The organism is Bacteroides salyersiae WAL 10018 = DSM 18765 = JCM 12988 (assembly GCF_000381365.1).
Classification (GTDB): domain Bacteria; phylum Bacteroidota; class Bacteroidia; order Bacteroidales; family Bacteroidaceae; genus Bacteroides; species Bacteroides salyersiae.
This window is the reverse complement of sequence record NZ_KB905466.1, coordinates 1404268-1420205: the sequence shown is the minus strand read 5'-3', so window position 1 is coordinate 1420205 and position 15938 is coordinate 1404268. Positions and strand designations below refer to the sequence as shown.

General features: G+C 43.5%; 11 protein-coding genes and 1 tRNA gene. 5 read left to right on the top strand and 7 right to left on the bottom strand.

Going from position 1 to position 15938, the window contains the following annotated elements:
* Positions 1-140: 140 nt before the first annotated feature.
* From porX to HMPREF1532_RS05325, 5 genes are all read right to left on the bottom strand, one after another.
* The gene (gene porX, locus HMPREF1532_RS05345) at positions 141-1715 is read right to left on the bottom strand and encodes a T9SS response regulator signal transducer PorX (protein WP_005925906.1); all 1575 of its coding nucleotides are present in this window, start codon (positions 1713-1715) and stop codon (positions 141-143) included.
* Positions 1716-1791: 76 nt separating this feature from the next.
* On the bottom strand, positions 1792-4848 hold the full coding sequence (porW, locus tag HMPREF1532_RS05340) for a type IX secretion system periplasmic lipoprotein PorW/SprE (RefSeq protein WP_445291856.1): 3057 nt from the start codon (positions 4846-4848) through the stop codon (positions 1792-1794).
* A 50-nt stretch (positions 4849-4898) separates the two neighbouring features.
* Positions 4899-5690, bottom strand: a complete 792-nt coding sequence (locus tag HMPREF1532_RS05335) for a metal ABC transporter permease (protein ID WP_005925900.1) — start codon at positions 5688-5690, stop codon at positions 4899-4901.
* Between the two features lie 58 nt (positions 5691-5748).
* Positions 5749-6171 carry a hypothetical protein gene (locus tag HMPREF1532_RS05330; RefSeq protein WP_005925897.1) on the bottom strand — a complete coding sequence of 141 codons (423 nt, stop codon included), beginning with the start codon at positions 6169-6171 and terminating at the stop codon, positions 5749-5751.
* 102 nt (positions 6172-6273) lie between these two features.
* Entirely contained in the window at positions 6274-7506 is a 1233-nt protein-coding gene (locus HMPREF1532_RS05325; protein WP_005925894.1) for a 3-phosphoshikimate 1-carboxyvinyltransferase, read from the bottom strand.
* Between the two features lie 207 nt (positions 7507-7713).
* On the opposite strand from HMPREF1532_RS05325, the gene HMPREF1532_RS05320 reads away from it, so the two are divergent.
* From HMPREF1532_RS05320 to HMPREF1532_RS05310, 3 genes are read left to right on the top strand one after another with little or no spacing between them, the layout of a single operon-like run.
* Complete coding sequence (locus HMPREF1532_RS05320) at positions 7714-8043, top strand: hypothetical protein (protein ID WP_025818967.1); 330 nt, start codon at positions 7714-7716, stop codon at positions 8041-8043.
* Between the two features lie 47 nt (positions 8044-8090).
* Entirely contained in the window at positions 8091-10247 is a 2157-nt protein-coding gene (locus HMPREF1532_RS05315) for a TonB-dependent receptor (RefSeq protein ID WP_025818966.1), read from the top strand.
* Positions 10244-10717, top strand: coding sequence for a DUF4625 domain-containing protein (locus tag HMPREF1532_RS05310; protein WP_005925888.1), 474 nt, complete (start codon positions 10244-10246; stop codon positions 10715-10717). Before HMPREF1532_RS05315 ends, HMPREF1532_RS05310 begins: the two co-directional genes overlap by 4 nt.
* A gap of 116 nt (positions 10718-10833) precedes the next feature.
* Here HMPREF1532_RS05310 and HMPREF1532_RS05305 read toward each other — a convergent pair.
* Positions 10834-10907, bottom strand: a tRNA-Pro gene (locus HMPREF1532_RS05305).
* 347 nt (positions 10908-11254) lie between these two features.
* Between HMPREF1532_RS05305 and HMPREF1532_RS05300 the strand changes: the two genes are divergently transcribed.
* Positions 11255-12121: a helix-turn-helix domain-containing protein gene (locus HMPREF1532_RS05300; protein ID WP_005925883.1), complete on the top strand. Its 867-nt coding sequence runs from the start codon at positions 11255-11257 to the stop codon at positions 12119-12121.
* 15 nt (positions 12122-12136) lie between these two features.
* Positions 12137-14851 carry an ATP-binding protein gene (locus tag HMPREF1532_RS05295; RefSeq protein WP_005925880.1) on the top strand — a complete coding sequence of 905 codons (2715 nt, stop codon included), beginning with the start codon at positions 12137-12139 and terminating at the stop codon, positions 14849-14851.
* Positions 14852-14868: 17 nt separating this feature from the next.
* Here HMPREF1532_RS05295 and aroB read toward each other — a convergent pair whose 3' ends face one another.
* Positions 14869-15930 (bottom strand): 3-dehydroquinate synthase, encoded by a 1062-nt coding sequence (gene aroB / locus HMPREF1532_RS05290; RefSeq protein ID WP_005925878.1) that lies wholly within the window; start codon positions 15928-15930, stop codon positions 14869-14871.
* Positions 15931-15938: the final 8 nt, after the last annotated feature.

Sequence of the window (15938 nt, the reverse complement as noted above, 5' to 3'; positions counted from 1 at the left end):
TTTTATTTCCTATTGGACAATTTACTGTTTACTATTAATTACATCATGTTTTTCTTCCCTTTTCTCTAAACACCCCCCCCCTAAATTCTTCCATCTCCATTTTCCCATCTCAAATCTCCCTTCTCCCATCTCGAATCACCTCATTTTCCCTTCATCGTGATAAGCGGAATGATCATTTCTTCCATCGAGATACCTCCATGTTGGAAAGTGTTAGTATAGTAAGATACATAATAATTGAAGTTGTTAGGATAGGCCAGGAAGTCACGTCCACTGGCGAAGATGTACTTCGTGCTTACATTGGGCGATGGCAACAGGGCATCTGCCGGGCGGCTTATTTCGAATACTTGTTTCGGATTGTACGACATATTGCGTGATAGTTTGTAGCGCAGGTTTGTGTTGATTTCTCCGTTGTTGGCTTGTACTCTGATAGGATTGTTTACGCGGATACTGCCGTGATCAGTGGTAACCACTACCCGTACTTTTCGGGCTGCAAGTTCTTTCAGCAAGTCGCGTACCGGTGAATGGCGAAACCATGACAGGGTAAGGCTACGATAAGCAGCTTCCGTAGAAGCGAGTTCGCGGATCATCTTACTTTCCGTGCGGGTATGGCTCAGCATATCGATAAAGTTGAATACTACCACGTTCAGATCATTTTGCATCAGTTGCGGAAGCTGGGCGACAAGGCGTTCACCGGCAGATGCATCGTTTATTTTATGATACGAAAAAGTATGCTGACGGCGATACCTGTCGAAGCAGGTTCGTATCAGTGGAGCTTCATTCAAATTCTTGCTTTCTTCTTCGTCCTCGTCCACCCACAAATCAGGAAACATACGCGCTATCTGATCGGGCATGAGTCCGGAAAATATCGAATTACGTGCATATTGCGTGGCCGTAGGCAAAATACTGAAATAGAGTTGTTCTTCGAAAGTGAAAAGTTCCGACAACTCGCTGGCTACAACACGCCATTGGTCATAACGGAAGTTGTCGAGCACAAGGAAACAGACTTTCTCCCCTTGGTCGAGCAAAGGAAAAATACTGCGTTTCATCAAGTCCGGACTCATCATTGGGGCCTCCTGCGGAACATTCCCTTTGCGTGTGGGATCCATTGTTTTCATCCAGTCAAGGTAGTTTCTCTTGATGAATTTGGCAAAGGCGGTATTGGCCTCTGTCTTTTGCATGGACAGCATTTCGCTCATGGGGCTGTCGCTTGCTTCCAACTCCAGTTCCCAATAGACGAGACGGCGATAGAGCTCTATCCAGTCGTCGGCAGTCAGGGAGTCATTGATCTGCATGCCTATTTTACCGAAATTCTGTTGATAAGCCGTTTGCGCCACTTCCGACACAATGTCGCGGCGGTGCAGGTTTTTCTTTAAAGATAAGAGTATCTGGTTGGGATTGACAGGCTTAATCAGATAATCGGCTATTTTACTGCCGATTGCCATATCCATAATATCCTCTTCCTCACTCTTGGTAATCATGATAACAGGCACGGTAGGAGAGATGTCCTTTATCTGTGCCAATGTCTCGAGCCCGCTGATACCGGGCATATTCTCGTCAAGGAAGATAAGGTCATAGTCCGTTTCACGGCAACGGTCAAGAGCGTCTTGTCCGTTACTTACAGTATGAACCTCGTAGCCTTTCGACTCGAGGAAAAGAATATGCGGGCGGAGAAGGTCTATCTCGTCATCTACCCAAAGTAATCGGTCTTTCTTCATCTTGATATCTACTATTTACAGTTTACTATTTACTATTTGGTTGCGCTTTCATGGCGATACCCGTGAGGGATACGCTTTAGTATACATAGAAAGAGCCGCCGGTATCGTCTATCTCTTCGCCTTCATCTTCGTCTTCCGTGGCGTTCTCGTCTACCGGTGGCAGGTTCTGCAACGGTTCATCCAACGTGCTGCCGTCTATCGGCAGGTCTTCGTCTGTACCGGCCGGTAACGGATTGAAAGTGCGTTGATAGAAGGTGTCATAATCATCAAAACTATAGAACTGGTTCAATAGTTCATAATTGGCTTGAGAAATAAGGATCGCTCTCATTCCGCTGAGCCTTTCGTTCATATGCGGATCAGCGTAGAGCTGGCGTTGGTAATATTGCGCTTCGTCATAATTGGCGAAGGAACTGATGACTAACCGGCCGATACCCCGGTCGTGGGAGAAGGCGAGGTCGAAGTTCTTTACCATGAATGAGGAGAAGTTGTAACGGGCCACTTCATAAAGAAGCTGATTCTCGTTTACCTTTCCTTCTTCGTACGCAAGGACGAATACGAATGGTGTGTTACGTTCCGCGCTGAATTCCGGAATGCTGTCCATTCCGGCTGTCCGTGTGCTGTCTGAAGCAATGTCGGCATTTCTGCGTGACCATATACTTCCGAAAGAAACACTGCCTTCCGACAGAAGACGGCCTTCCTGTACTCCTTTCAGGATATGTGCGGCAAGATCAGTAATTTCGTTTTCCGGATATTGCTGTACCAGCTCTTTCAGTTCGCTGAGGAATTGTTTCTGGTCTCCTCTTTGCAGGGCGCTTACGGCATGCAGGAACATGAATTTCGGGCGGTGTTGCCCCATCGGATATTTCTTTGCGGATAACTCCGCATTCGTCACTACCCGGTTATACTCCCCTGCCTGATACTTTTTGTACGTGTCGGCATAGAGCGAGTCTTCCAAATGCTTTCCATAAACGGCGTTGTAGGCGAAGTCCGGATCAGAGAGTGTCTTGGCATATTTGCTGTCCGGGAAACGCTCGATCAACTGCTGTTTGTAAAGATTGGCATCCGCCATGCGTTCCATTCGTCCCAACATCAGGAACAGGTTATAGTATGCTTCATCCAATTGGGCGAAGTCGGGAAAATCATGGATTAACCGTCCGAACGAATGTTCTGCACGTGGGAAATCTTCCAGTTTATCTTTGTATATCATTCCCATGTTAAACAATCCATCCGACAATATTTCGTTGGAAGCCGCCATCGCTTCTTCCGTCAATGGAATTTGTTGCAGGTAGAACAACGGATTCTTTTCGTCGATGGTCGTTGTGTCGGCAGCCAGTTCCGAACCCGGAGCAGCAGGTTGCAGGCTCTCGCCGTCACCGGATATGTTTTCGTCTTGAGTACCTCCATTGCCGATCGAGTCTCCTTCTGCTGTCGGTTCATCGTAATTGACAGGGTCGAAGTCATCCAGAGAAACCACGGTTTTATTTCGTCTTCGCCAGTTATCCTCCAATTTGCGGCGTCCCCACAGACGTTGGAAATCTGCTTTACCCTGTGTCACCAATTGTGAATTATAGAAATACCAGGAATTGTCTCCGGTAGGGACAGTCGGTTGTGTGGTAGTCGGTCTTTGTGGAGCATTGGCAGCATTTTCGGCAGCAACAGCTTCACGCATGGCGTCCCGTTCGGCCTCTTTTGCCAATCTTTTTTCTTCCTCTTCTTTCTGAATAACCCGTGCTATCAATGTATCGATTACCACCATACGGGCAGCACTGTCCAATGACGCCAGATGTTGCAGACTGTCTTGCAATTCTACCGCAGTAGCGAAAGGCACCAACTCATCCAATACTTCAGAACGTCTTGTGAGCTCTTCATATTCCGGATGTGTCTTGTCCAGCAACCCGGTGGCATCAGCATAGGCCGTTTGTGCTTCGGCATAGCGGCCCATTTGCCAGCAAAGATTGCCTAAGGTGAGTTGCAGTATTCCCTTTTCCACCCCTCCGCGTGTACTCTTTTCTACTCCCAGATGATATTCTTTGATAGCTTGGGCAGTGTCTTTGGCCGAAAGATAGATGTTTCCTAATGCATAATGAATCTGATCGAGGTACTCCTTGTTTTTATCACTGCGTGTCATCCGGTACAATTTGTCTGTGGCCTTCTTTACTTGTGCGGGATTACTTAGTTCTCCATATGAAAAACATTCCGTCTGGCGGATACGCGCGTTCAATTCCATCTCATAGGGAGGGCTGAGTTTGATAACCTTTCCATAGGCCTGATATGCTTTAGCCGGGTCTTGTAACAATTGGTATAGTTGTCCTAAAAGAAAATACTCGCGGGATTTTTGCCGTTTGTTCTTTTCGTTTTTGATGGTAGTAAGCAGGTGGGGAATGGCTTCCCGGTAACGTTGGCTTCCCAGCAAGTAGTGTCCATATGTTCTGGAATATGCCGGAGCCAGTGTAGCCGGAAGGCTGTCATTGTTCACTTTTTGCAAAACATCTTCCGCATCATAATACCACCCCATCTGTGTGTAGCATTGGGCAAGCCAAATACGGGCATTTGCCGTGATTTTGGGTTGTCCGGCGTAGAGTCGTGCGATGTATGAGAAAGTAGCGGCTGCTTCCGGAAAGTCTCCTTTCTGGAATTGTGCTTTTCCCATCAGCATCCAGGCATTGTGCAGGAACGGATTGAATTCACGGCGTGCCAGCCATTGTTTGTATTCGGGTGTATAGCGTTTTCCCGGCTTCCGGGGAGGTTTTCGCTTGATGGAGTGCACGGCGATGGCCTTTTGCGATTTTTCGATGGCACGTTCAAAATCACCGCTTCCGGTACCGACCGTCGATTTATTACCGATAGGATAGAGCGGCAACATCTCCATGTAGTTATCCTTATTCCCCTTTTCGATAGCTTTACATCCCGATTTATAGGCTTCATTCCCGTTAAAGTATACATTGTAGCGGGTAGTCATCGCATGATAGAAACGGCTTCCTTTCGTATTCTTTTTAGTCGAGCATCCCGTAAGTAATAGGATGATTAATAATGTGCCAATGCGCCAATGTGCCAATGTGCCAATGCGGAAATGAGTCAATGTGCCAATGAATTTATGTACCCGTGCGCCAATTACTTTGCTAACTTTTTTCACAGCGCAGCTAATTGGCACATTGGCACATTGGCACATTGGCACATTACCTCTCATCTTTTTATTACTTTGCATACGGCATAGATTAAGATGGATACGAATATGATAGAAGCCCCGGAGGGTACTTTCCAATGGTAGGATACGAACAAGCCGCCTAAGCATCCTAAAAATCCGATACCGATGGATAACCAGATGATGCGTTTGAAGCTGTAAGTGAACAGGTTTGCCGTCATTTGCGGGATGGTAAGCAACGAGATGGCCAACACGATGCCTACCATACGAAGACAGGAGACGATGGTTAAGGCAATAAACATCATCAGAAGATATTCGAATGCTGCTACGGGGATTCCTTGCGAACGGGCGAACTCACGATCGAATGCCACATAAATAATCGGATGGATGAACAGGCAAAAGAATAGGATAAGTAATGTCGCAAGTATACCGAGCATCAGCAAATCTCCTGTGGTGATGGTAAGTATATTACCAAACAGATAGGCAGACAAGTCCGGTGCGAATCCCGGTGCGAGGAAACTGAACATGATGCCCAATGCCATCCCTAATGTCCAGAATACGGCAATGGCAGAGTCTTCGCGCATGTCTTTCCGTTTACTCAGCCATTCTACTCCGAAAGCCGATAATACCGAGAATATGGCCGCCGAAAGGATAGGGGATATTCCTGCGAACAATCCCAAGCCGATGCCGCCGAAGGAGGCATGTGTAATTCCTCCGCTGATGAATACCAGCCGGCGCGTCACTATATAAGTGCCGATAATTCCGCAGGCTATACTGGCCAGCAGGCTACCTAACAAGGCATGTTGAAAAAAGGTATATTGTAACAGATCCATCCAGATGCTTAACTTACTAATTATTAATAACGGAGAAAGGGAGTTACTTATTATAATCTCAGGGATGTATTCTCCGTTCTCCTATAATGAGAAAAACTTCGTCTTTTATATCATCGGGCAGATTGATACCGCGTAATTGCAGACTCCGCACCCATCCGGCTACGTCAGTCTCCTGCATGGTATAAAATACGTCACGGAACATTTCTATTTCGTCACCTGTATATGCTTCCGGTGCCCGGCCGATGAATCGGTCCAGTTCCTCGTCATCGTAATATTCTATCTTTTTACTTACAGCAGCCAACAGGCTGTCTTTTTCACAGACTTCGTGCTGTCCGCAACATTCTGCGTCTACTTCTTTCACTTCGGGAAAGCTTTCCAACTCTCCGGCGTCTATCTTTTTTTGCAGCCTTCTGTTGCGGATGTATCCGGCAATCATTGCCACGATGGCAAGCAATAACAGGCTTATTAATAATATCCACATATTCTCGAAATCCTTAAATTGGAGACAAAGGTACTCATTTATTCACCACAGGTTATATAGATTAACACAGATTATTATCTGGCCTTTGTGGTGTTGGAACTGTCAGGGTTGTTCTATACTGATTTTGAATCCTGCTTGTTTCAAGTTCTCCCAGTAAGACGGATAGGATTTGGTCACCACTTGCGGATCTGCAATGCGCATCTTCGGGAAACGGACGGCTGCCGGTGCAAAAGCCATTGCCATACGGTGGTCTTCGTAGGTGTTTATCACCGGCTCGGCTTCCGGTTCGCAACGCTCACCTTCCCAACAGAGTATACTGTCTTGTTCGTCGCAAAGGATATAGCCGAGTTTATACAACTCGTTTTCCAATGCAGCAATACGGTCTGTCTCTTTTATTTTCAGACTTTGCAGGCCGGTGAAGCGGAAGGGGATGCCTAAAAGACAACAGGTCACTGCGAATGTTTGTGCCAAGTCGGGGATATCTATGAAGTTTTCGTCTAACCGTTCCGGGAGTGTTCCGTTTTTCTTCAGGAGAACTCCTTCGTGGATGAATTCGGTTTCTACACCCAGGCGCGCAAAGATCTCTGCACCACGGCTGTCTCCCTGATAACTATTGGGAAACAAGCCGATAAGTTCGATTTCCGCTTTCTCTGACAGAGCGGCTATCTGATACCAGTAGGAAGCGGCACTCCAGTCACTTTCTACCATAAATGATACCGGTATATAAGGTTTCGGAGACACTTCGATACTGCTTTCCGAAAGCCAGGAAGCCTGTCCGCCGAAGTCTTTCATCAGCTGTAATGTCAAGTTGATGTAAGGGCGGGAAATAATCTCTCCGCTAAGATGCAGGCGAAGTCCGTTTTTCAGAACGGGTCCGATCATCAGTAGTGCAGAGATGTATTGCGAACTGACATTCCCTTTCAAGGTGATTTCATTTCCCGTCAGTTCTTTTCCATGAATACGTAAGGGGGGATATCCCTCTTTATTCACATAGTCGATTTGTGCCCCTAATTCACGTAAGGCATTGACCAGTATTTGTATAGGACGCTGCTGCATCCGTTCTGTTCCGGTGAGAATATGGGTTCCGGGAGTCGTACTCAGATAAGCGGTCAGAAAACGCATGGCAGTTCCTGCTGCCATGATATCTATGGTTTCGTTGTTTCCATCCAATGCTTTAATCATGACGAGCGTGTCGTCACAATCGGACAGGTTGCATGGCGGAGTAGTGCCTTGGGCAAGCGCATTGAGAATAAGTGCACGGTTACTGATGCTTTTAGAAGCGGGTAATTGTATGGTAGCCTTCACGGCGGAAGGAACTGATAGTTTATAACGCATGGCTTTTGATACGATAATAATTAATGTACCTGCAAAAATAAGGATTTATTTTCGCATAATTCGATTATCGGAGTAACAGATATCTTAATATACCTATCTATTGGTAAATTAATGGGTATTTTATGAAAATACAGGTAGCATAGTTGCATATATAGACCCGGATATATATCTTTGTGCCATTCCCTTTATGATGTAAATAAAGACCCGGTGAGAAGAAGCATTAGAAAAAGAGTCTGCATTTCATGGTTGTTGCTTGCAACATTCATGCCTTTCTTCGTGGTGAAAGCATTTCACCATCACGAAGCGGAAAATGCCGTGTCTGCTTCTTGTCCGGATACTCATCATTCCCACCATTCGCATAATGCTTGTGATGATTGTGCTGTCTGTAAATACTCTCTTTCTCTTTTTACGGAAGCCGATTCATCCGATTTTATACTGATATTGCCGCTCGTCCCTTATGAGCGGGTTACTTACCCGGAAAAGATAGCATATGCGCTTTCTTATTCCCATTATCTGCGCGGACCTCCGGTAGCATAATTACTTCTTATTTCTTTCACAGTATTATAAACAATAAATTGTAAATGATGCGTATCGGATTTATTTCGGGCGTGTTAGGTGTATTCTTTACCCTATGCGTCCATGCGCAAAAGTCCGATTCAATACAAAGTGTGTCTTTATCTGAAGTGGTTGTTACGGAATCGTACCGGCAATATCAGATGAAAAAGACGGCACTTACGGTTGATGTGGCAAACAAGGACTTTTTGCGGAAAAACTTTACCGGTAACTTGATGCAAGCTATGGCTAATATTCCAGGTGTGCAGGCAATGGATATCGGAGTCGGTGCTTCGAAACCGATGATCCGGGGAATGGGATTCAACCGGATTGTTGTATCGGAGAACGGAGTGAAACAGGAAGGGCAACAATGGGGAGCAGATCATGGATTGGAATTGGATGCTTTTAATGTAGAGACCGTCAGTGTGTTGAAAGGGCCTTCTTCCTTGCTTTATGGAAGTGATGCTATGGGAGGGGTAATTGATATTCAACAGGCTGCCTTGCCTGTTGCCGATCAGTTTTTCGCGGAAGCGGCGCTTTTGGGAAAAACAGTGAATGGTACGGTGGGCGGTTCTCTTATGCTGGGCTTTAAAAAAAATGTATGGTTTGCCAAAATCCGTTATTCCGAACAGCATTTCGGGGATTATCGGGTACCGGCGGATACGGTGGTTTATTTGACTCAGAAAATGCCGTTATATGGGCGGAGGATGAAGAATACGGCCGGATTTGAGCGGAATGTCAGTTTTTTTACCCGGTATCATCGGGGTGGATATAAGTCGGATTATATGGTGAGTAATGTGTTTCAGAAGAACGGTTTTTTTCCGGGGGCACATGGGATTCCCGATATATCACGGTTACAGGATGACGGGGATAATCGTAATATAGAATTACCCTTCAGTAAAGTGAATCATGTGAAGTTTACTACCCATCAGCAGTATGTTTGGGAAAAGGTACTTCTGTCAGCGGATTTGGGCTTTCAGAATAATCACCGGGAAGAATGGAGTCTGTTTCATACACATTATGGGACACAATCGCCGCCCGAACAAGATCCTGATAAAGAGCTGGCTTTTGAACTGAATACTTTTAGCACTTCGGTCAGGTTACGCTTGTTCGGTTTTTCTTTTTGGGAGCATACGGTCGGTTGGGATGTTCAACATCAACGAAATGCGATCTCCGGTTATGCCTTTCTGTTACCGGAATATCATCGTTTTTCTACCGGCTTGCTCTGGCTTACCACTTATCGTCCCAACAATTCTTTTTCTGTTTCGGGAGGGATACGCTATGACTACGGTGCGGTTCATATTTCGTCTCATGAAGACAATTATCTGGCGACTTATTTAATAGGACAGGGTTATGATGAGGAACAGGTGGAGTCTTATCGTTGGAACAGTCATAAAGTAAACAAGCGGTTTGGTGATTATTCTCTGTCATTAGGGATGGTATGGAATCCGGTTCCGGTGCATCTGTTGAAAATAAATATCGGTCGTAGCTTCCGTTTGCCCGGTGCCAATGAATTAGCTTCCAATGGAGTACATCATGGGACTTTCCGTCATGAACAGGGTGATGCTTTGTTGGCTTCCGAGCAAGGATGGCAATTGGATACTTCCTATCTTTTTGAACGTCGGGGCGTGTCTGTTTCTATTTCTCCGTATGTCAGTTGGTTTAGCAATTATATTTTTCTGCACTCTACCGGAGAATGGTCTGTGTTACCTCATGCCGGACAAATTTACCGGTATGCGGAAGCAGAAGCTGTGTTCGTCGGTTTGGAAGCAGCGTTCAGTGTCGATTTTTTTCATCGGTTCAATTATCGTTTCTCCGGCGAATATATCTATACTTATAATTGTGACGAGCATATTCCACTGAGTTTTTCACCTCCTGCTTCCATGCGTAATGTGTTGACATGGAGGAAGAATCAATTTGCCGTTTATGCAGAGTGGCAAGCCATTGCCTCTCAAAATCGGGTAGATCGTAATGAAGATCGCACTCCGGGAACTGATTTGTTCCATCTTGGTGGAACAGTAAATCTTCCGGTTGGAGGAACAAAAGTTGAAATAACACTGACAGCCCGGAATATATTCGATACCCGACATTACAATCATCTCAGTTTCTACCGGAAGATGGAGATACCAGAACCGGGACGGAACTTTCAGTTATTAATTAAAATACCTATTAAACGATTATTAAAATGAAAACAAAAAATTATTTCATAGCCATACTGGCGATTTCCGCAGCTACATTTTTTTCTTGTGATAATAATGATAGTGATACCATTAAACCAGTGATTGAACTACATGAACCGGCTGAAGGGCAAGCTTTACTGATCGGCTCGGAAGAAGGTGTGCATTTTGAGATGGATCTTTCGGATGACGTCATGCTGAAGTCTTACAAAATAGATATTCATAATAATTTCGATCATCATTCGCATGGAAGAACCAGGGTAGAAAGAGGTGGAACAGCTTTTTCATTCAACCGTTCATATGATGTTTCCGGTCAGAAAACTGCACACATACATCATCACGATATTGTAATTCCTGCAGATGCAACTCCCGGGAATTATCATTTGATGGTGTATTGTACGGATGTTGCAGGTAATGAAAGTTATATTGCCCGTAATATTGTGCTTAGTACGACGGCATCTTTACATGTACATGAAAAATGAGTAGGAACAGGCGTTTGTATCGGGCCGGACTTTTCAAACTGAGCCTGATCCCAAATGTGTTCCACTAAAAAATAAATCAGCCACTTACTTGATTGTAAATGGCTGATTTTCGGTAGTCGGGATGACAAGATTCGAACTTGCGACCACACGCCCCCCAGACGCGTACTCTACCGGGCTGAGCTACATCCCGAATTGCGGATGCAAAAGTAGTACTTTATTTTTAAATAGCCAAGAAACGCATGAATAATTTCTTCCTAAAAATGTTTTGATTTGATGATGAGTGAATGGTTGATCCATAATTTCTGCTGTAAAAGTATTATTTTTGAAGTGTTTTTCATTCTGATTTCAGAAGTTTATAAAGAAAAAAGGTTATTATATATTATAGGATAAAAACTTTAAATGTTTCGTATTTGTTTATGAAAGAATGTAAATAGTATGTGCTTTTTTTCTGTAATGTGATACCAGAATTCTTGTATTTGTACCCAATAATCAGCTATATTATATTTTTGCATAAATATTTTAAAGATAAATTAGTGAATGCCAAATAGTAAAATAAAAGGATCGTTAGAAATCAGTGTCCTTGGCGATGAATTCAAAATCTGCAGAAATTTGAAGTATCTTCCTTTGACAACTTATCCTTCTTATATCCAGACGGGGCTGATCGTTTTCTGTTTAAAAGGCAATGCGAATATTAACATATATGATAATGAACATCTGTTATGTGAAAATGAATTAGCTGTCTTTTTCCCGGGACAGCTTGTGTCGTTTACGAATTTTAGTGATGACTTTATAACGCTTACTTTTATTCTTTCATCCTCTTTTTATGAGGATGTTTTGAGCGGGGTACATCGTTTTTCTCCTCATTATTTTTTTTATATGAGGAGTCATTTCTGGTTTTCCTTGAATGAACGTGAAGTGGCTGGGTTCAATATGTATTTTGATCTGATTTCGAACCGGATAAGGCAGAGACAGGGGCCTTACCGGAGAGAAGCTTTGATTCATTTGCTGAGATTCTTCTATCTTGATCTGTATAATACTTATCTTAATGATTCTCTGTTGATGGGAGGGCATAAGCCGGATGCACGTAAAGAAGAATTAGCCGATCAGTTTTTTAAACTGATAATGGAGCACTACAAAGAAAACAGAGAGGTAGCTTTTTATGCCGATAAGTTGTTTATTACTTCCAAATATCTGTCTATGATTATCAAGGAAGTAAGCGGTAAAACGGCTAAAGATTGGATAACTGAATATATTGTTTTGGAAATTAAGGCGTTGCTGAAGAACTCTACTATGAATATCCAGCAAATTGCTATTAAGACAAATTTCGCCAATCAGTCTTCATTAGGACGTTTCTTCAGGAAACATACCGGTATGTCGCTCTTGGAGTATAGAATGCAGAAATAAAAATGAATAAAACAAATGAAACAAGCAGAAAAGATTTGGAAACGTAGGTGGAGGACAGTATGCGGAATTATATTGTTGCAGGTTTTCTTATGTCCTTTGTTTGCTACAAACCTGCAACTGAAAGACGGAGGAATTCTTATTGTTAATGCAAACTCAGACCTTTCGCCACTGTGTAATCATATTATCAGTGAGTTGATTCATAGTTTGCCGGTAGAATACAAAGGTATGGCAATTTCACCAGAGAACCTGAATTTGGCACAGGTGTATGACGAAATGCAGATGGATACAGTGCGAATGAATCTGTTTACCAAATATGAAAATAAAATTCCGGCACTCGTTATTATAATGGGCGGGAATACTTGGATGTTGATTCATGAAGAGTTGGAAAGGCGATGGAAAGACACTCCGGTAATTCTGTTTACAGAAAACAATTATGTGGGGCCCACCAGCGTTTATTACCAAAAAATGGCTATTCCACGTGGAGAACAGATACCATTGCGAAGTATCATAAACGGGCACAATGTGGTTTTAGTATATGCTCCCTATTATATAAAGGAGACAATCGATTTGATGTATGGGCAGATTCCCGATATGAGTGAGTTGGTATTCATCTCGGATCGTCGATGGTTTAGTGCTCAGTGCAGGCAGGAGGTAGCAGAAGCGGTGGTGAAGTATTTTCCCGATTTGCGATTACGTTTTTTTACAGAGGGGCAAAAGAGCATGGAGGAAATAGTGAGCTATCTTAAACGGACTGATAAAAATACAGGGGTATTGTATGCAGCATGGGAAGTGCTTGATATTCCTTCTTCCAATACGTCATTATTGTCTGCACGTACTTATAAACTGTTGAATCAGTATGGCATGCAGCCTGTATTCACATTGGGCGATATGAATGGGAAAACGGGATTGGTAGGTGGCTATTTTTCATTGTCGAAAGATATAAGTAAGGCAATAGCGGATGTCAGTATTAAAATTCTGAATGGAAGCAAAGCTTCTGAGATACTGACTACAAAAGTGAATGCCGGTCCTGTTTTTAATTATGAAGAATTGCTTAGAACCGGGTTGGAGCCTGGTCTTTGTCCGTCGAATACCTATTTTTATGATAAACCTGCAAATTTCATAGAGCAGTACAAGTATATTTTGGGTGCTGTTTTGCTATGTATTGTTTTCGGAATAATTCTTTTGTTGGTTCGCATCCATTTCTTGAGTAATATCCGTAGGATACAGGCAAAACAGATCTATTTAATGAGCAATTATAATGATCTGTTTAATGATATGCCTCTTGTTTATCTGAGATGCCGGCTGATAAGAGGAGAGGATGACAAGGTAAATGATTATTTGATTATAGATGTTAATCCCAGCTTCGAAAAACATTTTGGCAAGAAAGAAGAGGCCTTAGGTAAACGGGGAAGTGTACTGAATAGTTCCGAAGTTTTCGCCTGTTTAAAGAAGTATATGGACGTAGCAGGGCGGGAACGTAAAACAGTGTCTTTTCCTATGCATGCCAGAAACGGGCACGATTATGACGTTCTTGTTATGAACTCCGATACTCCGGAGGTGATTAATGTGTTCTGTGTGGATACTACCGAGCTTATTCATACTCGTCAGTCATTACGGACCATTAATCATAAATTGTCTATGGCACTCGGTATTGCAAATATTACCCCTTGGAGATGGAATCTGGTAGAGAACTGTATTTGGTTTGATGGTAACAGAGAACTTAGGAGTGGTGCCACATCGGAAATGAAAGAAGACTCTTTTGCTATGCCTGTATCGGAAATAGTAAAGGGAATTCACAAAGACGATTTAAAACGGGTAAAAGAGGCTTTTCGGGATTTGAGAGACGGGAAAAAGCAGAAAGTGAACGAAAAACTTCGTGCACTTACTGTCCCTTATACGGATTATGACTGGCTGGAGGTTTGGGCAGCTGTTGATGAAACGGATGATGCGGGCAAGCCATTGACCCTTATCGGTTCTGCACTGATTATAACCGACAGGAAAAAGATGGAGGAAGAACTCATTGCCGCCAAGGAAAAAGCAGAAGAGGCTAACCGGCTTAAATCTGCATTTATAGCCAATATGAGTCATGAGATACGTACACCGTTAAATGCCATTGTCGGTTTTTCCAGTGTACTCGATTCTGCCAAAAGTGAAAAGGAACGCAAGGAATATTTACATATCATCGAACATAATAATCAATTATTGCTCCAATTGATTAATGATATTATTGATCTCTCGAAAATTGAAGCGGGGACATTGGAATTTGTGAATTCGAATGTTTATCTGGATGATCTGATGCAGGAATTGGAAAGAATGTTTCGTCCGAAAGCGGAAGAGAAAAAGCTGGCGTTACAGTTTGATGATTTGCATATGGAATGCTATGTAAATGCAGACCGGAACAGGTTGATGCAGGTAATGAATAACCTGCTGTCCAATGCTATTAAATTTACCTCCGAAGGAAGCATTCATTTTGGCTTTTCCCGTTTGAATAACGGCATGCTCCGCTTCTATGTTGCCGACACCGGATGTGGCGTTCCGGAAGAGTATCGGCAGAAGATATTCGGACGTTTTGTGAAGTTGAACAGCTTTGTTCAAGGCATTGGTCTGGGATTATCTATTTGTGATACGATTGTCCGGTATATGAATGGGGAAATCGGTGTTGAATCGAATAAAGGCAAGGGCTCTGTGTTTTGGTTTACAATACCTTATCAGGAAGTAAAAGGAATATAAAGAGGATTCTATCCTCTTTATATTCCCATACATTCCCGATAGAAATCAAACATCCCGAAAATCTGATTTTTGTCGGCTGTTTGATTGATACTGATATCTCCGATTTCTTTCAGCAAGGTGAAGTTGATTACTCCGGCAGTATTCTTTTTATCGTGCAGCATCAGAGCATAAAGTTGTTCATATTGCTTGCAATCAAATGTAAAACTGCCGTAATTCTCTTTTATAAATTGTATTGTCTGCCGCATCTTCTCTTTAGGAAACCCTGTTTTGAGATGCGATAGGTATAGTTCGCAAACAATTCCCCATGCCACTGCATATCCGTGAAGTACCGGACGGTTTTCTGCCAGTGCCAGACTTTCGAATGCATGTCCTACGGTATGCCCCAGATTCAGGGCTTTACGGATGCCGTGTTCGAAAGGGTCTTGCTCTACGATATTTTCCTTCACTTGTACAGATTCTCCTACCAGTTTCTTCAGATACTTATAATCAATGAGATCGGTATTGAAATTAAGAAGTTCCGCCCAGTGAGTCTCATTACTGATGAGCCCGTGTTTCAGCATCTCGGCATATCCCGAGAAAAAGTTCTGGGCATCCAGACTGCGTAGAAATTCTGTTTCAATCAATACACTGTCCGCCGGGGCAAATACACCGACTTCGTTTTTCAAACCGTTGAAATTAATTCCGGTTTTTCCTCCTACTGATGCATCTACCATGGCGAGCAAAGTAGTGGGAACATTGATATAAGCGAAACCTCTTTTGAAAGTCGCGGCTGCAAAACCTCCCAAATCCGTCACCATACCTCCGCCCAGATTTACCAGAAGCGAATGGCGGCTTGCGCCTTTATCGCTTAAAACCTGCCATACGGAAGCCAGTATTTCCAATGTTTTGTGTACATCGCCTGCCCCGATGGTTATTTCGATGGCGTCTTTCAGAAAAGAAACTTCCCTCATCTGAGGCATACACAGGCGATGGGTATGTTCATCGGTCAGGATAAACAGACGGTCGTGCGGGCATTTTTCAATGGCACGGCCGAGGCTGACTTCCAGGCTCTCGCACAGGATAACTTCTTGCTTGCTCATAATTCGAT